Origin of the sequence: Mycolicibacterium sp. lyk4-40-TYG-92 (assembly GCF_030209435.1) — a bacterium.
In the GTDB taxonomy this organism is placed as follows: domain Bacteria; phylum Actinomycetota; class Actinomycetes; order Mycobacteriales; family Mycobacteriaceae; genus Mycobacterium.
Genome location: NZ_JARVRX010000013.1, coordinates 76,015 through 100,871, shown reverse-complemented (window position 1 = coordinate 100,871; position 24,857 = coordinate 76,015). Strand labels below are relative to the sequence as shown.

Below are 24,857 nucleotides of genomic sequence, written 5' to 3'. Positions count from 1 at the left end.
CGCCGGCGCGTCAATTTCCCCCGAATCGGGGGACGACGGAAGTGCGCGGCGTCCATAATCTCGTTGCCATGGCGCACAACGGAAATGACGATTGGACCCAACCCGCAGCTCTGGCGATCCCGAAAGAGGGCTACTTCGAGCTCACCCGCGGTCGCTACGGGCCGGTCTTCCCGCGCACGCCGGCGTGCTACGGCTTCAACATCATCGCCAAGGTCCTCGACGGCCATGAACAGGCGATCCGGGACTACGGCAAGCAGCTCGAGGCCGCCGTCGCCGCCCAACCCGACGTCCTGGCCCCGCTGAAGCTGCACTACCTCCGGTGGAATCTGTTCGATGTCGGTTCGGGTCTGCATTTCCAGTACCAGGGCATCTTCGACACCGACTTCGACAAGTACACCGAGGACGCCGTCAAGCTGTTCAGCTCGACAGGCATCACCACGGCGTTCACCCACCTCGAGGGCTTCCCAGCCGACTGGAAGACCAACCCCGAGGCGTTCATCATGTTTGTCCGCGAGCACCAGGTGCCGAGCTTCCTGGAGTACGGCGGATACCCGTACGTGACGGCGGTGGAGATCAAGAAAGCCCTGCGGCTCAAGGCCGCGTTCTCCGACATGTTGGACCAGATGCAGTGACAGCACTCGATTTCGACGATATCCAGCACATCATGCTGACCGGCACGCCTCACCTCACCGGTCGGTATGAATTCCTCTCTTTCGACACCCCCGAAGCCGGGCAGGCCTGGCTGGCCGAGATGGTTCCGCTCGTGCAGTCGGCGACCGACGTGCGCAAGACCGTCAACGTCTTCAAGCGGTGGGTGAACCTCGCGTTCACCTGGAACGGCTTGCGCGCGTTGGGACTTGACGAGCAGACGCTGGCCACCTTCCCCGCGGAGTTCCGCGAGGGCATGGCCGCGCGCGCCGACATCCTGGGTGATACGGGGGCGGCCGCACCGGAGCATTGGATAGGCGGGCTCGCGGACGACGCCCTGCATGCCATTGTCATCCTGTTCGCCCGGGACGAGGACGAACGGGTGCGGTGCGTCGGCGAGCACGACGCCCTGCTGGCCCGCTGCCCCGGCGTGCGGTCGCTGTCGCATCTCGATCTCGCGGCCACCGCGCCGTTCGAATACGACCACGATCATTTCGGGTACCGCGATCCGGTGTCGCAGCCGCAGATGGCCGGTTCGGGTGAGACGCTGATCCCTGGCGCCGGTGGGGCGCTGGCGCCAGGCGAGTTCCTCCTCGGTTACCCGGACGAAGAGGGTCTGGTATCGAATCAGCCTGCGCTGGAAGTGCTCTCACGCAACGGCAGTTACCTGGCGTACCGCCGGCTGGAGGAGCATGTCGGAACCTTCCGCGACTACCTGCAGCAGAATGCCGAGGATGCGGAGGGCGAGGAGCTGCTGGCCGCGAAGTTCATGGGCCGGTGGCGTAGCGGCGCACCGCTGGTCCTGGCGCCCGAGCACGACGATCCGGAACTCGGCGCGGATCCGCTGCGCAACAACGATTTCGACTACGCGACCATGGATCCGCACGGTTACCGGTGCCCGGTGGGCTCCCATGCACGTCGGCTCAACCCTCGCGACACCGAGCCGAATCCCAATCGGCGCAGGATGATCCGCCGCAGCGGCACCTACGGCCCGGCGCTACCCGAAGGCGTCGCCGACGACGGTGTCGAACGCGGTGTCGGGATGTTCCTGATCTGCGCCAGCCTGGTGCGGCAGTTCGAGTTCGCCCAGAACGTGTGGATCAACGACACCGCGTTCCAGGAGCTCGGCAACGAACACGACCCCATCTGTGGCACCCAGGACGGCACTCTGGACTTCACGATCCCCAAGCGGCCGATCCGCAAGGTGCACAAGGGTTTACCGGCATTCACCACGCTGCGCGGCGGGGCATATTTCTTCCTGCCCGGCCTGGCCGCGCTGCGTTATCTCTCGACACTCGGACAGCAAGGAGCATCATGAGTTCTTACGCCCGCACCTACAACCAGGCCCACATCACCCGCCCGCACAATGGCAACCGGCGCGTCAGCATCTACTGGTCGTGGAGCTACCCGTGGGAGGCCCAGCGCGACCCGGCGCTGCTGTACAACCGGTTCTCCACGATGACCGAGGTCCGTGCGGCGACGTGGCCGGCGTACGAAGGTGTCGAATACAGCGCGCGGGAGTTCTTGCAGGGGGTCGACGGAACGCTGGAGCTGTTCCATCGCTCCTCCCTGTCCTTCCAGGACGTCGCCGGTGAAGCGACCGGGCATCCGGTAGCGGTGTTCCAACGCGTCGACCAGGCCGGCTACCGACTGCCGATCGACGAACGCATCCTGAACGACACCGACACCCTGATGATCTTCGGCCTGGACCACCTGCTCGGTGACGAAGAAGCCACCCCGGAAGAGATCGCCGCCATCCAGCAGTGGCTGGGGCGCGAAGGCACCTGCCTGATGCTGGCCCCGCACCACGACGTCGGCTTCACCGACGACAAAGAGCAGCAGCAGATGGAGTACCTGCACCACGGTGACCCGCTGACGCCGCGAGTCCAGAATTTCAGCGGATTCGCGCGGTCACTGCTGACCGGACTGAACATCCCGGTGCACAACACCTGGGGCCTGCGACCGGCGACGGTCGAGGGCACCAAACAGATTGTGCCGCTTACCGCTTTCCGCGATCTGGATTCCGCCGGTCTGCTGCGCGACGTCACCACGCTGGCCTTGCACCCGCACCTGCCGCACTACCAGCTGACGGCCCCCGAGAGCCCCGAGCTGAAGGTCCTGGGCCGGCAGCTGATCGACCAGACCCGGCCGCATCCGTTCACCCTCGCGGGCAACACCGAATTCAACGCGCTGATCCACATGCCGCCGTCCGGCGACCGCGCCGGCGACATCGTGCTGGTCGACTCGACACACTTCACGACGTTGTTCGGCGCCAGCGACAGCCTGAAGTCGTTCTGGCGCAATCTGGTGACGATGTGACACTGGCCGATCTGGCGGCACGCGGTTCCAACATCGCGGTCGTCGTCTTCGTGGTGGCCAGCACCCTCGGCGTCGGGCTGAGCCTGACCCCGGCCCAGATCTTGGCGCCACTCAAGGATATTCGGGTGGTGAGCCTGGCCCTCGTGGCGAATTTCGTGGCCGCGCCGCTGGTTGCGCTCGGGCTCTGGCAGCTCTTCGGTCTCGACGAACCGTTGGGCGTGGGTCTGCTGTTGTGCGGGCTCGCCGCGGGCGCCCCGTTCCTGATCAAGCTCGCCGAATTCGCCAAGGCTGACACGGCTTTGACGGTGGGTCTGATGGTGCTGCTGATGATCAGCACGGTGGTGTATGTGCCGATCGTGCTGCCGTTGTTCCTCAAGGGCTCGGCAGTCGACCCGCTCGCGATCGCGTCTTCGTTGGTGATCCTCATGCTGATCCCCTTGGCGGTCGGGCTGTTGTGGCGGCAGCAGTCCGCGGGCACTGCCGCCCGCATCAGGCCGGCCGTCGGGCTGATCAGCACCATCGGCATGGTCCTGGTGGTCGTCCTGACCATCATCGCCAATTTCCGGGAGGTGCTGTCCATCTACGGCACCCGGGGGCTGCTGGCGGCCATCGTCTACACCGCCGTCTGCGCGGGAATCGGCTGGGGCCTCGTATATTTCAGCACTACCGCGCGGCCCGTGCTCGCGCTGGGTACCGCGCAACGCAATGCGGCAGCCGCCTTCGTGGTGGCCGGGCAGAACTTCGATGATCCGCGGGTGACCGTGATGATCACGGTGGTGCTGATCGCCGAGTTCACGATGCTGATCCCGTTCGCCCGATTCCTGGCCCGCAAGGCCTGACCGGTCAGGGCAGGTCGAGCAGGCCGAGGCGCGCCGCCTCGGCCACCGCCTCGGCGCGCGACGACACCGACAGCTTGCGGTAGATCGCGGTGGCCTGGCTCTTCACGGTCTCCCGGCCCAGGTGCAGTTCGCCGGCGATCTTTTGCAGGGACAGGTGGGTCGCCAGGTGCGGGAGCAGACGCAGCTCGGCCGCGGTCAGCGATGGCCGCGGCCCGCGCTGCGCATGTGCGGCAAGCAATTCCCGAACGCGCGCCAAGCGCTGGTGCACCGCGGCCGCGTCGGGTTCCCGCCGGGCGGCCAGCAGCCCCGCGTCGACATGTCGCCGCCACAGTTCCGGATCGTCGATCTCGAGGGCCGTGGCCGCGGTGAGCGCATGTCCCAGTGCCGCGGTGCGTGCGGCCAGGTCCCCCAGCCGGTCCAGCAGTCTTTCGGCGCCCCGTACCGCGTCGCGCGCGCCGGCCACATCGCCGCGGTGGCCGCGCACCAATCCGTCCACCGCGTACACCAACACCATCGGCACCAGGTCGCACAGGTCGCGGGAATCGACGATGCCGCGGGCCTGGGCACTGCGCCGCGCCGCGGACTGCAAAGCCCCGTCGTCGAGATCGAGCAGGGCCAGATGCGCCAGCGCCACGGCCCGGAATCCAGGGAGGTCATCGAGGACCGGAAGCGACGATTCCAGTGTTGCCCTGGCATTTTCCGAGTCCCCGGCCATCGACAGCGCGCCGCCTTTGACCGACGCGGCAGCGCCCCACCACGGGTTGACGAGGTGGTCGCCCGCGGCGCAGACGGTGTCGGCATGACGGACCACCTCGAGCACCCCGCCGATTCCGACGAGCGAACTGACCAGTGCCGCAGCAACTTTCACCGACGGCGCACCGTCTGCCAGGGCCGCACCACGGTCCGCGGCAGCGGCCAGCAGCAGGGACCGCTGGATCAGGTCGGCGTCCCCCAGCGTCAGTCCGAACCAGGCACGGGCGATCGCGGCATCGGGGTGATGGGCGAAGACGTGCTCGTCGAGCAGGCTCAGCCGGCGCTCCAAGATGCCTGCGCGGCCGTCGAATCCGAGACGCACGGCATCGCGTTCGACCAGCGCCGCGGCGCGAGCGAGGTCGTCGGCAGCCAGGGCGTGCACGAGGGCCCCGTCGATATCGCCGGCGCGCTCCAAGTGGGCTGCTGCCCGCGAGGCCACATCCCGAAAGCGAGCCGGATCCCGGTTACGCAACCGTTCTCGTAGCAGGTCGGCGAACAGCCGGTGGTACCGGTACTCGATGCCCTGCTCGTCGAGTGCGACCAGGAACAGGTTGCCCGAGGCATGGATCGCGTTCAGCATGTCGGCCGAATCACCGCGCTGCAGAACGCTGTTCAGATCCTCTGCGGTGAAGTGGTCGAGCACCGCCGACTCGATGAGGAACGTTCCGATCTCCGGATTCAGGCGGCCCAGCACCTCTTCCACCAGGTAGTCCGCCACCATGCGGTGACGCCCTGTGATCACGTCAGTGGGCGCGCCGTCACGCAGGGCCATCCCCGCCATGACCACGCCGGCGGCCCAGCCTTCACAGCGTTCGATCACCAGCGCGGCGGACGGGCCAACGGGCGCGCCAACGGAATCGAGCGCCGACTCGGCTTCTGCCGCGGAGAGTTTCAGCTGCTCGGTACCGATCTCGAGCACGCGACCCTCTAACCTGCGCCGCGCCAGGTCGAGCGGCGGCGCGCTGCGGCCGATCAACGTCAGCGTCGTCGACGCCGGGGCCAGCTGGACCAGGGCACGCAGGGCAGACACCGCTGCGTCGTGCGTCAGTTCATGAATATCGTCCAGCACCAACACAATCTGTCCGGCGGACTCGAGCGCAGCAATCGATGCGGGAACCAACTGGGTTTCCACGGCCCGGCCGGCGCCGCGGAGGTACTGAAATGTGGCGGCATCGACTGCAGCGACCTGATCCACCGCCGTCACCAGATGCAACAGCAGATGGGCGGGGTCGTTGTCGAGATGGTCGAGCCGCACCCAGGCGAAAGGACGCGCGTCCGAGTGGTCCCACAGCGCCACCGCCGTGGTCTTGCCGTATCCGGCGGGCGCTGTCACGACAACCAGCCCGGCGTCCGAAGCGGACAGCAACTCGGTGATCGCCGGGCGCGCAACGACGGCGCCGCCCAGCCGCGGCGGGCCGTACGTGGCGCTCGGGATGTGCGCCACCCAGCCTTCCCCAACCACGTTCGCATCGTAGGTGCGGCACGCTCCGCCACCCAATTTGACTGTTCAGCAAATAATCGAGTCGCGCGTTGTTACGGTGCGGTCGAGGATGGGAGCGACCATGGGTAACGCAATTCGTTCGGTGACAGTCGCTGCGGCTGTGATCAGCCTCGTGGCAGCCTGCGGCGACACAGCCGGCTCCGGCGCCAAAGGATCGTCGAGCTCCGCACCGACCAGCACGTCGGCCGCGGCACCGGCCGGCGCCTCCCAGCTGCAGGCGCTGATCCCGACACCCGCAGGCACCGCCCAGACCTGGGGCCCGGACCCTGTCGCGGATAACGGAATTCACCTCAGCTTCAAGGTGACGGGCTCTCCCACCGAGGTCGTCACGGCGTACAAGGCCGCGCTCGAGGGCAAGGGCTGGGCTGTCACCACCATCGTGTCGTCCGACGGCGGACCGGGAGGCGGCGGGGGCGCCACCTACACCGGCACTCACGGCGACAATTACGGAGTGTTCGACGGCGGCGGGATGGGCACCGAGACGTACCTCAACGTATGCACCTGGCCGACCAAGCCGGTCCAGCCGAACTGCAGCCGCAAGCGCTGACCGCGCGAGCGGGGCGCAGGGCCACCTCCTGCCGTTGCCACGTGCAACTCAGCCTCGAATTTCTGCCACACAGCCCGAAACCACGGCGCATCGTTTCAGCCCAGCGTGACCGGGTACGAAGATCTCCGGCACGGAAAAGCCCTGGCTCGGAACGGTTGAAACCTCATGGCACAGCTAGCCACCGACGCCTCCACAGGCGGTAGCGAAGCGCAGAGTCAGATGACGCGGAGCCGCCGTTCACCGTTTCTGGTTGTGCCGCCCAGTTGCCCGGTGTCCAGAGCAGGCGCCGGTGGCTGAGTTACCGCGAGTCAGCGCACCTGTCTTCGGGAGGCGCGGCGAGTACACGATGCGCTGCACCGGCGAACTCGATGGTGGGTCATATCGCATGTTGCGAGACAGCGTGGTCAAAGCCGCAGTGGACGAACCCCGCGTGGTGATCGTCGATGTCAGTGAGCTGCGCGTACCTGACGCGTCGGCGTGGTCGGTGTTCTCAAGTGCCCGTTGGCACGTGAGGATCTGGCCTGACGTGCCGATCGTGCTGGTGTGCGCCAACGATGCGGCCCGCCGGCTCATCCGGCAGCGCGGCATCACGCGTTACGTGCCGACATTCGCCACAACGCAGGAAGCGCTGCAGGCGGTGGGCGACGAGCGCCCCCGACCGAGGCGTCGGGCACGTGCCGACCTTCCTGCGCACGTCAGCAGCATCATCGATGCACAACGATTGGTCGGCGGTTGGTTGTCCGGATGGTCGTGCGCCCCGCTGATCCCGGTCGCGGCGACGGTCGCCATGGCCTTCGTCGAAAACGTGTTGCGGCACACCGACTCCGCGCCCACGCTTCGGGTGGAGTACGACGGCCGAGTTGTCGCAGTGGCGGTCGAGGATGCCAGTACCGTACTCGCGCAGCGCCGGGAAGAAGCGCGCGCCGGCACCAGTCAGATATCGGGGCTGGCCATGGTGACGGCGCTGACTCGCGGATGGGGAAACCTCCCGACGCCGGGCGGCAAGATCGTGTGGGCGGCCGTGGGTCCCGAGAATGTCCTGTAACCGCACCCCTCGACGATCGAAGTTAATCGTCAGAGCTGCCTGGCCTTGTCGATCACTCGTTGGGACAGCCCGACCAGATCGGCGTTGCTGCTCAGCGACAGACGTTTGAGCATTTGGAACGCTTCGGCGCGACCTATCTGAAAGCGCTCCATCAGAAACGCTTCCGCCTGCGCCACCTTGTCCCAGTTGTCCAGCACGTGACGCACCAGGTCGCGCGGCTGCCCGCCGCCGACCGCCAGCGCGGTGTGCGTGGCCACCACATAACCGATCTGCTCGGCGTGCCGGTCGAACGCGTTGGGCTCGTTGGCGTAGACCATCAAGGCGCCGACCGATTTCGCCGTGGTGAACAGGCGGAAGGACAGCAGCGAACGAATAGGCGTCGACCTGAGCACATCTCTTCGGTAGGCCGGCCAGCGATCATCGGACTCCAGGTCGTTGACCCGTAGGACGTCGCGCTTCCACGCCGCGCTCAGGAATGGGCCTTGATGCCGGTACTGCTGAATGGCATCCACCACGGCGGCATACGGATGCGTCATGACGACGGTATCCAACTGGGCGGGAAAGCCGGCGGTCGTGACACCCGCGTACTTGGCGCCAGATATCTCGCGAACAGCATGGTCGACCATGCGCTGCAAGTTGTCCTCGTGGATGCCGAGGCACGCATCCGGACCACCGGCGGCGTCAACGAGCCGCTGGTTGCCCGCACTGCTGGACCCGGATGCTCTCCCTCTCACGCCGAACACCTCTGGATAAAGGATAGCCCTGCGCCGAACCCCAATGCTCACGGATTGATGGTGTTCTCGCCGTCCTGACGACCCCAGACGTACTCGGATGCGAACGGCGAACCGAGACCGAAGTGGTTGTACGGCGCGATCGACGCGCCGGTATCCATCACCATGTACGGCATGGGCCAGATGTCCCGCGTGACCGTCCAGCAACCGGGCCGGCCCATCGGCCCTCCCCGGGCGTTGATCCGGGGAAGGTTGTCCGGGTAGACGTACTGGTTCGCCGAACCGACGAGTGCCGTATGCGATATCAGCGAGTAGCCGTTGCCGCCGACGGCGAACGATGTGGCCTGCACCGCGCGCGGCAGAGCCCTTATCCCGCAGTCGATCTCGGGACTGTACTTGTCCAGCACCTGCGCCGTCGGCAGCAGATCCTGGGCGCCGCGGACCAGGTACGGCCCGCCGCGCTCGAAGATGTCGCCCCCAGTGTTGCCGAACCCGACCGATGCCATCAGCGCCTGATCGATGTTGTCGCGCTGATCATTCAAGGTGCGCTCGGTGGTCACCGTGTTCTTGAGGCCGTCCCACAGATCCGGGGACGCGTTCGCGTAGACCTCGGTGAGATCGGCCAGCGCGCGGTTGTCATGCCGGATGGACGGCATCCGCTGGTTCAGATCGGCCAGGATGACGTTGCCGTTGACCAGTGACTGACCGAACTTGTCGCCCAACCCGTCGAGGGCCTGCGCAGCGGCGGCCAGCGTCGCGTTCAGTTTGATCGGGTCGACCTGCTCGGAGATCGCCGTGATGGTCTCGAACAGCGTGTTGAACTCCGTGGTGACGCTCACGGCGTTCACGGTGTCGCCGGCCTTGAGGCGTTGCGGTGTCGGGTTCGGCGGCGCGGTCATGGAGATGTACTTGTTGCCGAATACCGTTGTGGCGAGCAGCTTGACGTCCACGTTGCGCGGCAGCACGTCGAGGTATCGCGGATCGACGTCGAGGATCAGTTTTGCTTGGGCCTTCTCGCCGGGGGCGGCCACCACCTCGCTGCCCGTGAGCCGCCCGATCGGCACGCCGTTGTAGGTGACCTTCGAGCCGTTGTCCATCGACAGTCCGGCCCTACTGGCCAGCACGTACAGCTGGGCCTTGGTGTCGAAGGCGCCGCGGAACTGGAGCCACGTGAGCGTCATCGCCGCGACGGCGACAACGGCCACGATCAGGCCGGCGATCTTGTACGGCGGGGTGCGATCTCGGTTGAGCGGCGCATGGACCTGGCCCGCAGCGACGGGCGGCAACGGCTGCAGTGGCGGCCGTGGTTTCGTCATGGCACTCCAGCGTCAGATCGCGGTGTGGCCGGGCGCCGTTGTCCGGCCTTGATCGAACTGACAAGCAGGGTACGACCGTCGCGCGTCTGACGGCACGCAAATGACAAACCTCTAGCAAACCGTAATTTGACGTGGCGACTACCCGACGGCCACCGTCTCGCCCCATCACACCGTAGGTGCCAACAATGTGATGACGGCCGTCAGCAAATTCGGCGACGGTCAGGTCGCCGACCCTGATCTACACGCGACCGACGGCCCGGACGCGCAGCAGCTGCACCGCTTCCTGCAGCGCGCCCAGGTTCCACGCCAGTGCGCACGTCGCCTTTCGCCGGGCCACCCCGGACAACCACGCAAGACCCCACACGATCGACTGAACGGCCGCCCCCACGGCGGCGGGCCCCAGCCACCACGGACGGAACTTGTCCAGCATGCGTGCTTCACCGCGGCCGAAATTCTGATACTGCCTGAACGCCGCCTTCAGATCCGTGCGCTGAACCTTGCTCACGACAGCATCGGGCACGAACTCCAACATGAACCCGGCTTCGGCTACGCGCCAAAAGAAGTCGACCTCATCGGCACCACCCCTGAACGATTCATCGAAGCCGTGCACGCGAGAGAACAGCTCACGCGTGAAGCCGCAGTTCGTGCCGTTCGCGAACACGTCCTTGCGGGCGAGCGCCGGGTAGAGCCGGCGTTCCCGAGCCAACAGAGTGCCGTCTGCGAGGATGCGATCAAGTCCACCGCCGACGGCCTGCGCTCCTCCCATGAAAGCCCGGTGATACGCCTCGATCCATCCCGCGTGAACCACATCGTCAGCGTCGGTGAGCAGAATGTACTCACCCTTGGACGCCGTGATCCCGACGTTGCGAGCGACATTGGCGCCGGGTGCCCGACCGGCATCCACTACGCGCATCCGCCGATCCGAGTAGGAGCGCACCAAGTCGGCGGTGCCGTCCGTTGACCCGTTGTCGGCGACGACGATCTCGAACTCGGTGCTGGCTTGTTGCGCCAGTAGAGCATCCAGCTGCTTTGCGAGAACTCCGGCACCATTACGGCATGGGATGACGACGGAGATCATGCGCCGCAAGGTAGCTGAGATTCAATCGGTACGCGCGTCTTGCAGCGCGCCTGACAGGCAGTTGCCAGCTACGGCGCCGACTGAGGAGTAACGAGGAACTTCTCGCCCGTCGCCTTCCTGAGGTAGCTGTTGAACGCCTCGGGCTTGAGCAGGCCGGCCAGCGAAACCTCTTGCGTGTAGGTGCTCGCGAAGGTCGTGGTCAATTCCGCGGCGACGCGCGCCCGCAGCCTGCCGATGACCTCCGGTCCCGCACTGGCGAGGAACGGCGTGAGCAGCCAGCCACCGACACCCCAGGCCATGCCGAAGTTTCGGGTGAGGACAGTCGGGCTCGTGTCCAAGGAGCCGTAGATGTACACCTGCTTGTGGACGGCCGACCCGTAGCGGGAGTACTGCGTCGCGGTCGCGTTGGCCGCTTGCTCCATGCCGTTCAGGATCTGACTCGCGAGCGTGCCGCCACCGGTGGCATCGAAGGCCAGTGTCGCGGACGTAGCTTTGAGCGCTTCGACAAGGTCCTGCTCGAAAGTCGTTGCGGCTGAGTTGCATACGTACTCGGCACCCAAGTCCCGCAGGATTTCTTCCTGCTCGGCCTTGCGGACGATGTTGACCAGCGGCACCCCGTCGGCGAGGCAGATCTTGACCAGCATCTGGCCCAGGTTCGACGCCGCCGCCGTGTGCACCAGCGCCGAATGTCCTTCGCGGCGCATGGTTTCCACCATGCCCAGCGCAGTCAGCGGGTTGACGAACGACGACGCGCCGTCCTTCGCCGTCGCACCGTCGGGCAGCACCAGACAGGCCGCGGCCTTGACGACGCGGTACTGCGAATACATGGCGCCGCCGGCGATGCCGACCACCTTGCCGAGGAGCGCCTGCGCCGCGTCCGACTCCCCCGCTGCCACGACGGTGCCCGCACCTTCGTTGCCGACGGGAAGTGATTGACCGACGCGGACCGACAGCTGTGCCAGCGCTCCGGGCTGTAGCGGCGCGGTGACGACGGGACGCTCCGGGGTGCCCGCGGCCGTCGCCGCCGACATGTCGGCGGCGGCCGGAATCAGCAGGCCCAGATCCGACGGATTGACCGGTGATGCCTCGACGCGGACGACGACTTCGTCTGCCGCCGGGGTGGGGATGTCGACGTCTTGCAGCGAGAGTTCGAGCATGCCGTCCGGTGTCACCAATGACCGCAATTCCAACGCGGTCTGAGGTGCTTCGGTCATTGTTTGCCTCCGATTGTCGAGCAGTCGCCTGAAGATTACGCCCGGTAGCTGGGCGATCCAGGCCGGCTACGAAATCGGCTGTCTCCGTGATGTTTCCGGGCTGTACCAGCCGCACGGGTCGCGGTTCTGAAGCTCGACGACGGCTCCTAATGCGGATACGGCTCCAATTCACGCATCCGCTTCAGATGAGCTTGCTGAAGTTCGCCCGTCCGAGCGAGGAACCCGACGATCAAGGCAATCTCCGCCGCGCTGTAGCTCAACAACAACTTGCCACCCTGATCCAGCAGCGGGGCGGTGAGTTCCGAGACACGGCGAGCCGCAAGTTCTGTGCCCAACACGATTACTCGGCGGTGATCGGTCGGATGTAGCGATCGAGTGACGTAGCTCAGCTTTTCCAGGCGGTTGAGCACAATCGTGGTGCCAGCGGCAGTGAGGCCGAGCCGGTCGGCCAGAAGGCCCGGCGTCGTTGCCTTCTCGCCCGTGAGGAGAACGAGTAACAGGGCACGTAGATCCGTGTGATTGACGCCGAGCATCCTCATCAGTTCGTGTGCCAATTCATCGACGGCTCCGTGAAAAGACTCCAGTCTTTTCTTCAGATCTGCGGCGATACGAGCGAGTTCAGATGCCATCGGACGAAAGACCTCCCCCAAGGTGTCCTTTGCGACTGGGCCTGATCATAGCGACGGCCGAGTGGTTCCGGATGGAATTATTGACGCTTTGGCTAGATCCGTCGATGGCCAACTTTGCCACGGCCTTGGCCGGCGATACCTGCCGGTCGTGGAACTCAACTTCTCGGCGTGGCTCGGCTGGAAATCGCAATGACCCCCGACTGGGCTGGTCATTCAACCCAATCGAGGGCCATCCACCGCTGCACTTCCCCAGGCCTTGCGCTGAATCTGTCCCTGATCCCATCAGCGCCGCCTACTTGCAGTCGGCTATTTCTTGCGCGCCATCAGAAGTTAGGTGACGGTCGTGGTGGTGAGCGTCGGAGAAGGGCTCGGGTAGCAGGCGGTTGCGGCGTTGAAGTTGGAACCAATCGCGGGTTTCAAGGTAGTGGTGAAGGTCATGCCGGGGTTCGCATAGCTGTTGCCGGCATAGTTGCTGGTAACTGAGCCGGGAGCGTTGGCCGTCACGTTGATGGTGACCGCAGGTGGGGTGTACGTCGAGCCACCGGGAATTGGACCAGGAACGGTGAGCACGACATTACTGCCCACGAGAGCCGTCGAGCCCGGGAAAGTGCCGCCGGATGCACTCGAGGAGACGTAGGTCGAGTTCGCCGGAACCGGGATGAGCATCTTCAGGTTGCTGATGCTGACGACCGTGACAAGGGGAACTGGGTTCGTCGGAACCGTCGATGACCCCGGTGCAATGGTGATGGCCACGGGAGAACCCGCGGTTACCGAACCGGGCGCAGTACCGGTAACGGACGTTGTCATGCTCGACGTCTGAGGGACGCCCGAAACCGTCGCCTGACAACTCCAATTCACAGAGACTGCCGCATGCGCCGTCCCGGCGAAACAAAGTGCAGCAGCAAGCGCCATCGGAGCAATGGCGCCGGCACGACGCAACATGGACGTATTCGATCGCATAGTTATCTCCAAGAGGTGAAGGTAGCGACGTGGGCGAGGTGCCGCGCCGCGGTAATGCGAAGAAAACGTAACTCGCCAACAATTAAATTCCGTGCACATATTCAATACGTTTCGATCGCCGTGTCGCATTCGCTATTTGTTATTAGTTATTCGGAATTGAGAATTGAATAGTGGAAAGCTATTTCCGCAAAGATATTGGATGCGGAAATAGCGCGGACATGCACCGGAAAACGGCGATGCGACAGCCGAAAGCGCACCTTGCCCTGACGCAGCGGCCTGCCTGACGGCAGCAATCGGCCCCTCCCTGGTCGTTGCAGGAGGGGCCGATTGGACGACTGACGCGGCTACTTGCTGCTGCCGCCCGCGCTGCTTGCACCTGTACCGCTTGCGCCCTCGCTGCTGCCGCTACCACTCTTACTGGGCTTGGCGGGCTTACCGAAACCGTTCTTGAGGCCGGCGCCGAACTTATTCAGCGAGGACTTCAGGTTTTCCCCCGCGGAGTTGATCGCCTTCGTCAGACCGTCTGTCGACTTGCCAGGTGTACCGGGCTTCGGACCGCTGGTCGTGCCGCCGTTTGACGTAGTGGTGCCGCCCGAACCCGTCTCGCTCCCGGTCGATCCGCTGGGCTTCGTGGGCTCAACGTCCGTGCCAGAAGTACCGGTCTTGGTGCCGCTGGTCGTGTCGGTGCCACCGCTTGGCGTGGTGGAGCTACCCGAGGTCGTGCCTGAATCCGGCTTCGTTTCGGTTGCGGTGGAAGGTGTCTCGGGCGAAGTCGAGGCAGGATCCGCTGCACCCGGCGCGGCGGCGGGCACCGTCGCGGCGGGTTCTGTCGGGGTGGTCTTTGTCGCCCCGACCTTCGTCGCTGCGGTCTTTGCGGCATCAGGCGTCGTCACCTTCTCAGCGCCCAGCGTGACCGCCGCACCCGACAAGGCAGCCGACGGAAGTGCGGCCGGTCCAACGTCGGTCACCTTCGCCGCGACTGGTACCGGTGCGCCCAGCGCTTGTGCGATGAGGCCGCGAATGGCGACCATCACGGGGACAAGTCCCATTCCGACGTTGAGCGGGGTCAGAATCCCCCCCAAGGGTCCCCCTGCCTGTGCATATCCGTTGAGGAAGGCGTTCGTGAGCACGGCGGGGGCGTTGACGATCGCGTTCACAGCCGCCCCGAAATTGCCGGCGCGCACCCCGTCGTACACCGCCTGCGCGGTGTCCCCAAACGCGCTCTCGACGCCGGAAACTGTGGCGAGCAGAGATAAGCCCACAGTGCCAAGAAGGGTGGGGGCTAACTTCGCGACGTTGGTGACGTTCTGCAAAATCTGGCCGGGGATGTTGAGCGTCTGACCTTGTATCAGCGCGAAGCCGGGGTTTATCACCAGCGCGAGCACGGCGTTGAATGCCGTCTGCATGCCAGCGCTGATCTGGCCGGCGGCCAGTTGTTGAGCTGCCTGCTGGAGAGCTGGTGGAAGTGCCGTCACGGCAGTGACGAAGCTGTTTCCGGCGTTGCCCAGGTCAGCGGCGATGGTGTTCGCATAGCCGAGCTGGTTGGTGATGATCTGTTTCAGGATGGGAGCGGGGTCGGCCCACACCTGCTGGCCGAGGGCCGAAACGTTGTTGAACGTTGTCGTAAGGACCTGCGCCCATTCGCTGATGGGATTGACCGACGCGGTCAACGTCGTCGCGAGGCTCGACACCGGGACGGTTGGCAGGTGCACCTGCTGCGGTGCCACCACTAGCGGTGACAGCGCGATAGCACTCGCTCCGATCAGCGCCACACCGTTGGTCATACCGGTCCGGACACACGTTTGCATAACTCCCCCTCAGTAATCGGTAACCTGCACCCGCAAATTACTTCACACTGATCACCATGTGGGCCGAATTACGTCGAAAATATTCGTTATTCCATGTTGATATTTAACGACAGAAAGTTAACCACCAAAGACAATTAATTGCGTAAAGCTATTAATGGAGAAACATTCCAATGCCGAATATGAATCGCCGCGGAAATCCTGGATACTTCTGGTCTTGGAACGAGGTTGCAGCACTGCGCGCGCCGCACCGGGAATCGAGCACGGCGCGGTAGCGCATGCGTCGTTCGCCAATCCCCGGTCTAGAGCCGGCCGGCCGCAAAATCAGCTGCCTGCGTGACCTTTCCGGACTGCACGTAGGAACCGTGTGCGCCGACGTCGAAGCCGCCGCCTACCCAGCAGATCGGGTCTCCTTCGGCGCACTGATCGATGGAATTGGCCGCGTACTGCGGTGCCAATTCGGGCAGCGGTCCGCCGGCGAGCATGCCTGCGAAACCGGTACGGGGCGCCCCGAACAGTGCGGTGGCGGCTACGCGGCTGGCGAGCTGCGGTGCCGCGCTGGTGGCTCCTTCGATGACCGCCGCGCCTTGCGAGTAGCCGCCGAGCACCATCTTGGTCTTCGGGCAGTTGGCCGCGGTGGACTCGATCACTGCTCGCGCGGCGTCGATGCCGGCAGGCGTGCTGACGGCGAAGTCGTTGCTCGCCGGGTAGTCGACCGGCGTCGCCTCAACGGTGCGGGGCGCCACCCGCGCACGCAGATCCTCGACGAACGGACGACCGACGCTGCCCAGCCCCGGCGCCTCGGTGGTGCCGCGAGCGAACACGACCTGCACATCGGGACACGGTGCGGCGGTTGCGGCCGGCGCGATGGCCGAGACGACTGGAGCCACGGCGGCGAAAGCGAAGATCAACGCGAGGTTGCGGGTCATACCGACCGATCGTAGGACGGTCGCACCACTTCGCGTCGGGTTTGGTCCGTCATCACAGTGGTTGCGAGGTGATCTCCAGCCAGGCTTGGAATTCCCTCTTCTCGCGGCGGCGTTCCACCCGCCTGGCATGCGACCGTTCGATGGCCAGGCGCAGACCCTTCGAATTGGTCGCGCCACTGGCCGGGTAATCCCTTGCCGCCGAATGTGTTCCGACGGTTTTTCGCGGCGGTTCCCGGCGCCCACCCGATCCCCCGGTTCCGCGGATGCGGCGCAGCCTGGCCGCTGCCGCGCGACCGGCGCCACCGAGCACCACCAACAGCACTGCCGAGAATCCCAGCTCTGCGTACATCATGATGGTGCCTTCTCTCCGTGCCATCAGGGCGGCACTGCCTCGGCCTTGGCCGGCTGAGAATGTGATTGATTGACGCCTCCTACGATCGTCCGCCCAAACGCGCAGCACCATAGCCCGAAGAGCGAAATTTAGGCCCAATTGGATCGAGTACTAGCGAACCCGCCCCAGGGAGAAGTGATCAGACCTTCGTGGCACCCATATCGACAGTCAATTGTGTTGCCGTGACGGCACGCGATAGATCTGACGCCAGGTAGATCACCGCGTCGGAGATGTCGTCGACGCTCGCGGGGAACGGGTCGCTGAGCATGCAGCCGAAGGACATCAGGTAGCTCGGGTGGTCGGTGAGCAACGCGCCGACGGTGGGGTCCGCGGCGAGCACCGTATCGACGCCCCAAGGGTGGATGGAGTTCACCCGGATCTTGTATTCCGCGAGCTCGATGGCTGCCGACTTCGTCAGTCCGACCACACCATGCTTGGCGGCGCTGTAGTGCGCCTGGCCCGGCAACGACTTGATGCCGGCCACCGAGCTGATGTTGATGATCGAGCCGCCATTGCCCGCTGAAATCATGTGCGGGACGGCCGCTTTCATCGTGCGCCAGACCCCGGTGAGATTCACGTCGAGCATCGTCTGCCACTCGTCGTCCGGCATCTCCCAGAAGCGCGCCCAGGTGCTGATGCCGGCATTGGCGACGACGACGTCGAGACGTCCACCGAACCTGTCGACTCCGTCTTTGAGTACCGCTTCCATGGCCGTGGAGTCGCGGACGTCGGCGACCGCCATCACACACTTACCGCCCGCGGCCTCGACCAGCCGCGTGGTTTCGTGCAGGTCCTCCTCAGTGGGGCCCGGACATGCGCAGTGGGGCGTGACGTCGGCTGCGATGTCGATACCGATCACAGACGCCCCTTCACGAGCGAGCCGTATTGCGTGATTACGCCCCATGCCGCGCGCAGTTCCGGTTACGAATGCGACCCTGCCGTCGAGAAGGCCCATGGCAACCTCCGGTTCTTGCTGATGCCACCTGATGCCACCGAAACGCCGTGGGTTCAGTAAACGCGCGGTGGTGGGGATTTGCCAGAGCCGCGGCCCGGTCAGCGGCCGGCTACCAACCGTTGGTCAGCGACTGCGGTGGGTCCGGCCAGAATCAGGCCGTGGCCGAGGGAGATTCGAAGGCGCAAGTCGAACCGGGCCTGGCGTTTGATGACCTCGGTCCGCGCGATCTCCAGCGCCCCGGTGACGGCGCAACGGCCGGATTCGACGGCCGTGATCCGGCCTTGCTGAACGACGAGAACCACCAGATCCATGTCAAAGCAGACGGTCAACTCCACCTCAACGGTGCCGGCCGAATTGCCATTGACGAACACCTGGACGGTCCACGGGTGGCTGAACTCGATCTTGTGCGACACCAACTTCACGGTCTCCCGGGCCGCCGCATTGTCGCGCGTCCGGTGGGCAGCCGCCACGAGCTCATCGAACTTCTTCCATCCGTCGACGGCCAGATCGAGCAGGCTCAGCGAGAGCTGTTCGTCGGTCTGTCTGGCCACCTCACCCTCGACGAGCGGCGCAACCCCGGGGAACCGCGCAACGAGGTTGTTGAAGGTGCCGCCCTGGTGCACTGAGTCGGCCAGCGCCCGAGTCGGTTCGACCGCCGCATCGCAGTACAGGAGGTCTCGAACGGTCACCGTCTCAGTCAATGCGGACGCGGTCATCATCCACCCCTCTCAAGGTCACGACATCGGGCTGGGAATGCACCGCCACGCGGACGGCGTAGGTCGCGTCGCCGGCTGCTGGTGTCTGACGCAACGTGACAGCCGCGGGGCCACCGAGCCGCGTGATCACGCGGACCTGTGGGGTTCGAAGTGCACGGCGACCGACATGGACGGCCGCAGCCAGCAGCAGCACCGCGATAGCGGCGGCGACCAGCACGAGGGGCCACCATTTATGCGGCGGCGGTGGCGGGACAATCGGAGGCGGCGGCACCGGAGGCGTCGTAGCGGGTGGCGGCACCGGCAGACCTACGGTCACGATGGCGAAATCCCCAGTATCCCAAGCTGATTCATCCCTGCACGAGGCACGCACGGTGTGGCTGCCCACTGCGGCATCGGATGGGACGGCAAACCATGTCGCAAAGTGGCCGTTCCCGTCGACAGCCACCTCAAATCGCGACGGGGCACCGTCCCACGACAGCGCGACCGTCCCCTCGTGGTCGGCGCAGGTGAACTGCCAGCCGACGACGTGCACCGCATCGCCTTCATGTCCTTGCGTGGGGTCGAGCGAGATCGATGCCGCCGCGGTTCCCTGGTTCGTCACCGGGCTGGCGACCGTGAACTGCTGACTGGCCGCGACATCGGGATCGTCGGCGCAGGCGGCCAGCACCGTGTACTCGCCAGCGGATGCTGTCGCGGGAACGGTGAACGGGACGCGGAAAGTGAAGGGCGAGGCCTTGGTCGACGGAGACCTGTCCCCGTCCCAGAACAACAGCACGTCGCCGCTGTCCGGGCATGCAAAGCCCGTACCCGTCGCCGTCAATTGCGATCCCGCCGTTCCCTTCGGGGTGCTCAGAGTCAAAGTGGGCTTAGGAGTTTCGACCACTGTGAAGGACGCGGATGCCGCCACTGGCAATTTGCGCAGGGACCCGCATACCGCGGTGACGGTGTGTGCGGTTGCGGGGCCATCCGGAACGGTGAACGCCAGGCTGCCAATGGCAGGGTCTACGACCTTGGCGGCCAACGACTGGTCGTCCCACTGGAGATGCGGGGCCTCGAGACACCTCCCGAAGCCCTTGGGAGTAGCCGTCACCTGCGAGCCGGCGGGCCCTTTCCCGGGGTCCAGTGTGAGGGTGGGCTTTTCGGTCACATCTATCGTGAACGACGCCGGAGCCACCGTGCGGGCCCCATCCAGGAGCCTGCACACTGCCGTCACCCGGTGCGTACCGGCCGGACCGTCGGGCACCGTGAACGTCAGACCGCTGCCGGCGGGCAGCGGCCCGCCGTCCCACAGCAGGTGTGGGGAGTCCAGGCAGTAATCGAAGCCCGTGATGGTGGCGGTGACCTGAGTTCCTGCGCCCCCGTGGGATGGCGAAAGCGCGAGGGTAGCTGAGTCGGCAGCCGGCGCAGGTCCCGCGATCAACGGTGGCAACGCCTTTAGCGCGGGCGAAGCAGCGGTCGGCGAAGCCGTTGTCGTCGGCGGGGCGGTCGTCGGCGTCGTCGGTGTCGACCCCGTGTCGGCGAATACAACGCCGGCGCCCCCGAACAGGATCATCAACGAGACCGCACATCCCCGGGCGAACACAACCGCGGCGCGGCGCGAGCAGCGGCGAGGACGTAGCGCCATGGCGGCTCACCTCCTCTCACCAGGAAGCATCACGCGACGGCGCCCGGCCATCACGAGTACCGCGGTACTCGTTTCTCAGGTGAGGCGGCCGAAGTGATCAAGTGCCGCCGGAACTGCAACCCATGCGGGAGCATCCGAGTGCCCCCAGTCGGACTCGAACCGACACTTGGCGGATTTTAAGTCCGCTGCCTCTGCCAATTGGGCTATAGGGGCTTGGTGATCAAGCGGCTATCAACCTATGACGTGGACACCCAGCCACTGAACCCGACCCCGACGGCGGACGCCGAAAGCCGGTGCAGAACCTAGAACGCAGCCCGCGCGCCGGCACTCACCACACCGAGCACTTCCGACGCCTGCAGGGGTGGACTGAGGAAGAAGCCCTGCAGCACATCGCACCCGAAATCCCGTAGCTGCGCGGCAGATTCGGCGCTCTCGATGCCCTCGGCGACGATCTCGAACCCGAGCTTGTGCGCAAGGTCGATGATGGTGCGCACCACCAGCGCGGCGCGCTCATCGACGGTCACCCGCGCGATGAAGTCGTGGTCCAGCTTGATCTCGTCGATCGGGAGGTCGGACAGATAGGTGAGCGCCGAGTACCCCGTGCCGAAATCGTCGAGGGCGATCTTGATGCCGCGGTCGAGCAGGCCTGTCAGCACCGTTCGGGTGTCTTCCATGTTGTCGACGAACAGGTCTTCGGTGATCTCGACCGCGAGCGCCGACGGCGGCAACCCGCGGTCGTCCAACGCCTGACACAGATGGTCCGGCAGGTTCAAGTCGCTCAGCAACGGCGCGAAAAGGTTAACGGCCACAGGCACTTCCGCCCCCGCGGCGTACCACCGCAGGGCATCGTCGAGTGCCATGTTGACGACCAGGCCCGTGGCCCGTTCCATCAGGCCGTGCTCACGCACCAACGGCAGAAAATCGGCGGGCCGCAGTAAACCGCGGTCCAGATGGCGCCACCGCAACAACGCCTCCACCCCGACGAGGGCGGCCGTGCGCGCATCGAATTTCGGCTGATAGACCAGCGAGAGTTCGTCTCGGTCAATCGCCTCGCGAAGGTCCATGAGGAGTTCAGAGATGGCTGCTCACCCCCGCCCACATCGAAGCACGCGACCCGATCAGGACCCCGTCGCTTCAGCTAATCGTCACCCAATGCTTGACGATGGTCAACCGCGATAGGCGCAGGTCATCCTGGCCCACCGCCTGCCCCAACCAGCATTTCCTGCATGCCAGGGGTTCCACCGGCTCCGCTGAGCCAAACCAACAACCTCGCCCCGATGAGTTGCCACCAAACCCCCAGCTTCGAGTGCTAGCTTCGCGCGGTCCCGGAACCGAGCCAACTTTGCTGGAGGTAACTCGTGAACACGCTGGTCCGTCTGATCGCGGCCCTGGTCATCCCCGTCGTCCTGCTGGTGGGCGGCTGCGGGCACAAACAAGCCACGACGGGCAACGATGCGTCATCGTCGGAATCGATCCCCGCGGATCCGTCGGGCGATGCCGGCGACGCCGCGCCGATCTCGCAGACCTGCCCGGCGCAGGCCACCACGTCGTTCGCCAAAACCAAGTTCGTCGCGCACAGTGGCCTGGCCTTCGGCGCGTTCCACCGCTGGTTGTGGAAGCCGTTCCAGGCCGGCACCTTCAAGAAAGGCGCCAACGGCCGCATCACCGCATTCGTCAAGGGCGGCCTCGCCGCGCTGTTCGTGAAACGCGAGGTGCGACTCGCGGCGACTGACGTACAGGCCGATCCGACGTTGTGCAAGGCGATCATCGCGCCGCTCGACAAGGTCGGGGACACCGTGCAGGCGGCATTCGACAAACTCAAGGGCGGCGACGCCAGCGGTATCACCGACCTGAACTCCTCGATCGGCTCCATCGAGTCGACGTCTCAGAAGGACGGCGTCGCAATCCAGGAGGACGAGAACGCCGATCTGACGAAGAAACCGGCCTAGATCATTCGGCCCGGCCCGGCCCGGCGCAGCAGCAGCGAGCGCTCGGCCTCGTTGGTGCTGAGTGCGGCGCCGCGTGTGAACGCCGCCGACGCCTCGGCGGCTCGGCCCATGCGCTCCAACAGGTCTCCGCGTACCGCGTGCGGCAGCGGTGATCGGGGCAACGGATCGGGCCCGAGCGCGTCGAGCACCGCCAGTCCCGTTTCCGGCCCGTGGGCGCGCCCATGCGCCACCGCGCGATTCACCTCGACGACGGGGCCCGGCGCGGCGAGTGCCAGCACGTCGTACAGGTCGGCGATCCGCTGCCAATCGGTGTCCTCGGCCCGGATCGCGCGCGCATGGCACGCGGCGATGGCCGCCTGCAAAAAGTAGGTCCCGACGGGCGCGCCTGTTTCAGCGAGCTTCTCGGCCCGGGCCAGCACCTGGAGCCCACGGCGCCGCAGCAGATGGTCCCACCGCGCCCGGTCCTGATCGTCGAGCAGCACCGGCGCACCGTCACGGTCCACCCGCGCGGGAATCCGCGACGCCTGAAGTTCGACAAGTGCTTGCAGCCCAAGCGAATCCGGGATGTCCGGCACCATGGCGGCGACCATACGGGCCAGCCGGATCGCCTCGAAACAGAGGTCCGGGCGCGTCCAATCAGCGCCGGTGGTCGCCACGTACCCCTCGTTGAAGGTGAGGTAGATGGCGGCCAGCACGTCGTCAAGGCGTTCGACGCGCTGGGCCCCCACCGGCAGCTCCATGTCTGCACCGATGAGAGCCTTCTTCGCCCGGCTGATCCGTTGTGCCATCGTCGATTCCGGCACCAGGAAAGCACGGGCGATCTCGGCGGTACTCAGCCCCGACACCAGCCGCAGGGTCAATGCCGCCCGCGACGCCGGGGCCAGCTGGGGGTGGCACGTCAGGAACATCAGGCGGAGCACGTCGTCCTCGATGAAGTCGACCTGCCCGGCGAAATCGGGCATGTCGACCTCCTCCAGGCGGTGACCGATCTCCTCGGTCTTGCGGCGCAACGTCTCAGCGCGTCGGATGTGATCGATCGCGCGGCGCTTCGCCGCTGTCATCAGCCACGCGGCGGGATTGGCGGGAATGCCGCGCTCGGGCCATTCCTCCAGCGCCGCGACGAGCGCGTCCTGCGCAACGTCCTCCGCGAGGTCGATGTCGCGGGTCATGCGGGCCAGCGCCGCCACGAGGCGCGCCGATTCGGCACGCCAGGCGGCGGTCACGGCCTCAGTTGTGGCTACCGGGGACAAGCACCCGGTTCCTGGTCAGGTGCACCCTCGATCAAGTGCATCTCGACCCGGCCTTCCCACTCGGGCCAGTGTTCCCGGTGGAGTTCGGTGAAGGACCGGGCGCCCTCGACGGCCTCGGCGTGGTTGCGGTACTCCAGCATCGCGTACCCGCCGATGATCTCCTTGCCCTCCGTGAAAGGCCCGTCGGTCGTGCTCATCTGGCCGGAGCGGACCTGGTATCCGATGCGGTTCTCGCCCTGTCCCAGACCACCGCCGTCGAGATAGATGCCGTCCGCGGCGTTCTTGCCGACGTAGACCTCCATCGCGTCCATCAGTGCCTGCGGCGGCGGACCCTGGTTGGGATCCATGATGACCAAACCCATGTAGCGCATTGCCTGACCTTTCGTCGTTGTGTCAATCCTTCACACACACGTCGAACGGGTGGGGCGGATTTCGACATGGCTCACGAAAAGATTTTGATGACACAACGTCGGTCTGAGAGCGCCGTTGAGGCTATATACGGTTATCGACGCTCTCAGACCGACATTGTGTCGGCGCCGAGCGGCGACGGCCGCCCTGGTCAGGCCACCGGGACCACGGCCTGCCGCACCGGCTCGCTGCGGTAGCGCGACGCCGGACCGTCGATCCGAAACATCCGCCACAACACCTTGGCAACGGGGTTCATCAGGCCGGTGTCTTCGGCGAGCATGCGCACATCGCCGTAGAACTCACGCAGCATCGTCCGGGATTCGGGTGCCCGCCAGAAGATCTCTTTCTTGACCGACTTGTTGGCGCCAGAAGACGCGCGGCGGCTTGGCGATGAGCGAGGCCGCCAAGCGGAAGCCCAGCGGATAGAACAGCGACAGCACAAAACGGTTGAACGGCCGCATCTCCGGGATCCGCCGGCGCAGGAACTCGTGGGCGAACGAGATGTGCCGTGCTTCCTCGGCGACGTGGATCGCCATGACGCGCTCCATGATCGGATGGATCGCACTGCCTTCGCGCAGAATCGATTTCTGCATGTGATCGATGGGCTCCTCGCCGCACAGCACCATCATGAAGAAGAACGCCGGCATCGGGCTCGCGAAAAGCGGGAAGGCCCAGTTGATCCACTTGATCCACCGCGGCAGACCCGGGACGTCCACGCCGACGTGGTTCACCATCTCCTGGAACATCAGGGTGTGGTTGCCCTCTTCGATCGCTTCGTGAAGGCAATAGCGGTACTCGGGGCTGCCGTTGGGCACCCAGAACGTGTAGCTGAGGAGCCCGCGGATCAGCATGCTCTCGAACTGCTGGCCGGCCTTGGCGACGTTCGCCTGGCGCCACATGCCGATCGCGATCTGCTTTTCCAGCGGCTGTGCCTGATACCACGGGCTCATGCCGATGGGGTCGCTCTTCGCGAGCACCCAGCGCGGGTCGTTCTCCGTCACCCGGAATTCGGGCGAATCCCACGAAACGTCCAGGTAGGGATTGAAGTTACGGCGCACAGAACCCGCCGACAGCGTCTCCAGATTCGCGCAGTAGTCGACGTCGTCGCACACGTCCATGCCGGCACGCCACCGGCGGATCATCTTCGTAGCTGCCATGACATCACCCTCCCACGCGAGCACCGTTGCCCGATCAGTTATATGGGACCCCCGGTCCCATATGATTGTCAAGGGTTGCTCCGTCGCCTGCCG

General features: G+C 65.6%; 23 protein-coding genes, 1 tRNA gene and 1 pseudogene. 7 read left to right on the top strand and 18 right to left on the bottom strand.

Annotated elements, in window-relative coordinates; all coding sequences use genetic code 11:
- The first annotated feature begins 68 nt into the window (after positions 1–68).
- Genes QRN63_RS19255 through QRN63_RS19240 form a run of 4 tightly spaced genes read left to right on the top strand, consistent with a single transcriptional unit; the run spans position 69 to position 3,806 of the window.
- Positions 69–632 carry a hypothetical protein gene (locus tag QRN63_RS19255; RefSeq protein ID WP_285032278.1) on the top strand — a complete coding sequence of 188 codons (564 nt, stop codon included), beginning with the start codon at positions 69–71 and terminating at the stop codon, positions 630–632.
- The gene (locus tag QRN63_RS19250) at positions 629–1,966 is read left to right on the top strand and encodes a Dyp-type peroxidase (RefSeq protein WP_350224463.1); all 1,338 of its coding nucleotides are present in this window, start codon (positions 629–631) and stop codon (positions 1,964–1,966) included. The genes QRN63_RS19255 and QRN63_RS19250 overlap by 4 nt, the downstream gene beginning before the upstream one ends.
- Positions 1,963–2,967 carry a hypothetical protein gene (locus QRN63_RS19245; protein WP_267315467.1) on the top strand — a complete coding sequence of 335 codons (1,005 nt, stop codon included), beginning with the start codon at positions 1,963–1,965 and terminating at the stop codon, positions 2,965–2,967. Before QRN63_RS19250 ends, QRN63_RS19245 begins: the two co-directional genes overlap by 4 nt.
- Positions 2,964–3,806, top strand: coding sequence for a bile acid:sodium symporter family protein (locus QRN63_RS19240; RefSeq protein ID WP_285032277.1), 843 nt, complete (start codon positions 2,964–2,966; stop codon positions 3,804–3,806). The genes QRN63_RS19245 and QRN63_RS19240 overlap by 4 nt, the downstream gene beginning before the upstream one ends.
- A gap of 4 nt (positions 3,807–3,810) precedes the next feature.
- Here the strand turns inward: QRN63_RS19240 and QRN63_RS19235 are convergent, their stop codons facing one another.
- Positions 3,811–6,021: a winged helix-turn-helix domain-containing protein gene (locus QRN63_RS19235; protein WP_285032276.1), complete on the bottom strand. Its 2,211-nt coding sequence runs from the start codon at positions 6,019–6,021 to the stop codon at positions 3,811–3,813.
- A 100-nt stretch (positions 6,022–6,121) separates the two neighbouring features.
- On the opposite strand from QRN63_RS19235, the gene QRN63_RS19230 reads away from it, so the two are divergent.
- Both QRN63_RS19230 and QRN63_RS19225 read left to right on the top strand, forming a co-directional pair.
- Complete coding sequence (locus QRN63_RS19230) at positions 6,122–6,607, top strand: hypothetical protein (protein ID WP_285032275.1); 486 nt, start codon at positions 6,122–6,124, stop codon at positions 6,605–6,607.
- Between the two features lie 346 nt (positions 6,608–6,953).
- On the top strand, positions 6,954–7,652 hold the full coding sequence (locus QRN63_RS19225) for an STAS domain-containing protein (RefSeq protein ID WP_285032342.1): 699 nt from the start codon (positions 6,954–6,956) through the stop codon (positions 7,650–7,652).
- 29 nt (positions 7,653–7,681) lie between these two features.
- Here QRN63_RS19225 and QRN63_RS19220 read toward each other — a convergent pair whose 3' ends face one another.
- The 14 genes from QRN63_RS19220 to QRN63_RS19155 all read right to left on the bottom strand — a co-directional run bounded on the left by QRN63_RS19220 (position 7,682) and on the right by QRN63_RS19155 (position 21,064).
- Positions 7,682–8,386, bottom strand: coding sequence for a GAF and ANTAR domain-containing protein (locus QRN63_RS19220; RefSeq protein WP_285032274.1), 705 nt, complete (start codon positions 8,384–8,386; stop codon positions 7,682–7,684).
- A gap of 47 nt (positions 8,387–8,433) precedes the next feature.
- Positions 8,434–9,699, bottom strand: coding sequence for an MCE family protein (locus QRN63_RS19215; protein ID WP_285032273.1), 1,266 nt, complete (start codon positions 9,697–9,699; stop codon positions 8,434–8,436).
- A gap of 238 nt (positions 9,700–9,937) precedes the next feature.
- Positions 9,938–10,777: a glycosyltransferase family 2 protein gene (locus QRN63_RS19210; protein ID WP_285032272.1), complete on the bottom strand. Its 840-nt coding sequence runs from the start codon at positions 10,775–10,777 to the stop codon at positions 9,938–9,940.
- 68 nt (positions 10,778–10,845) lie between these two features.
- On the bottom strand, positions 10,846–11,991 hold the full coding sequence (locus tag QRN63_RS19205; protein ID WP_285032271.1) for a zinc-binding dehydrogenase: 1,146 nt from the start codon (positions 11,989–11,991) through the stop codon (positions 10,846–10,848).
- 146 nt (positions 11,992–12,137) lie between these two features.
- Positions 12,138–12,620, bottom strand: coding sequence for a MarR family winged helix-turn-helix transcriptional regulator (locus QRN63_RS19200; RefSeq protein ID WP_267315475.1), 483 nt, complete (start codon positions 12,618–12,620; stop codon positions 12,138–12,140).
- Between the two features lie 330 nt (positions 12,621–12,950).
- Complete coding sequence (locus QRN63_RS19195) at positions 12,951–13,373, bottom strand: hypothetical protein (protein WP_285032270.1); 423 nt, start codon at positions 13,371–13,373, stop codon at positions 12,951–12,953.
- A 551-nt stretch (positions 13,374–13,924) separates the two neighbouring features.
- Positions 13,925–15,364, bottom strand: coding sequence for a hypothetical protein (locus QRN63_RS19190; RefSeq protein ID WP_285032269.1), 1,440 nt, complete (start codon positions 15,362–15,364; stop codon positions 13,925–13,927).
- A 323-nt stretch (positions 15,365–15,687) separates the two neighbouring features.
- A complete protein-coding gene (locus tag QRN63_RS19185; protein WP_267315478.1) occupies positions 15,688–16,314 on the bottom strand; it encodes a cutinase family protein in 627 nt (208 codons plus the stop codon).
- 52 nt (positions 16,315–16,366) lie between these two features.
- A complete protein-coding gene (locus QRN63_RS19180) occupies positions 16,367–16,690 on the bottom strand; it encodes a hypothetical protein (protein ID WP_267315479.1) in 324 nt (107 codons plus the stop codon).
- A 154-nt stretch (positions 16,691–16,844) separates the two neighbouring features.
- Positions 16,845–17,660, bottom strand: a complete 816-nt coding sequence (locus QRN63_RS19175) for a mycofactocin-coupled SDR family oxidoreductase (protein ID WP_285032268.1) — start codon at positions 17,658–17,660, stop codon at positions 16,845–16,847.
- 98 nt (positions 17,661–17,758) lie between these two features.
- On the bottom strand, positions 17,759–18,349 hold the full coding sequence (locus QRN63_RS19170) for a hypothetical protein (RefSeq protein ID WP_285032267.1): 591 nt from the start codon (positions 18,347–18,349) through the stop codon (positions 17,759–17,761).
- A 4-nt stretch (positions 18,350–18,353) separates the two neighbouring features.
- Complete coding sequence (locus QRN63_RS19165) at positions 18,354–20,000, bottom strand: hypothetical protein (protein ID WP_285032266.1); 1,647 nt, start codon at positions 19,998–20,000, stop codon at positions 18,354–18,356.
- A gap of 139 nt (positions 20,001–20,139) precedes the next feature.
- A tRNA-Leu gene (locus tag QRN63_RS19160) sits at positions 20,140–20,213 on the bottom strand.
- 89 nt (positions 20,214–20,302) lie between these two features.
- The gene (locus tag QRN63_RS19155; RefSeq protein ID WP_285032265.1) at positions 20,303–21,064 is read right to left on the bottom strand and encodes an EAL domain-containing protein; all 762 of its coding nucleotides are present in this window, start codon (positions 21,062–21,064) and stop codon (positions 20,303–20,305) included.
- A gap of 294 nt (positions 21,065–21,358) precedes the next feature.
- Between QRN63_RS19155 and QRN63_RS19150 the strand changes: the two genes are divergently transcribed.
- A complete protein-coding gene (locus QRN63_RS19150) occupies positions 21,359–21,949 on the top strand; it encodes a hypothetical protein (protein ID WP_285032264.1) in 591 nt (196 codons plus the stop codon).
- On the opposite strand, the gene QRN63_RS19145 is transcribed toward QRN63_RS19150, so the two are convergent.
- The 3 genes and pseudogenes from QRN63_RS19145 to QRN63_RS19135 form a co-directional block, all read right to left on the bottom strand.
- A complete protein-coding gene (locus QRN63_RS19145) occupies positions 21,946–23,172 on the bottom strand; it encodes an RNA polymerase sigma factor (RefSeq protein ID WP_285032263.1) in 1,227 nt (408 codons plus the stop codon). The two genes, QRN63_RS19150 and QRN63_RS19145, sit on opposite strands and share 4 nt — an antisense overlap.
- 14 nt (positions 23,173–23,186) lie before the next feature.
- The gene (locus QRN63_RS19140; protein WP_267315490.1) at positions 23,187–23,570 is read right to left on the bottom strand and encodes a YciI family protein; all 384 of its coding nucleotides are present in this window, start codon (positions 23,568–23,570) and stop codon (positions 23,187–23,189) included.
- Positions 23,571–23,758: 188 nt separating this feature from the next.
- A pseudogene (locus tag QRN63_RS19135) lies at positions 23,759–24,764 on the bottom strand (AurF N-oxygenase family protein).
- Positions 24,765–24,857 lie beyond the last annotated feature (93 nt).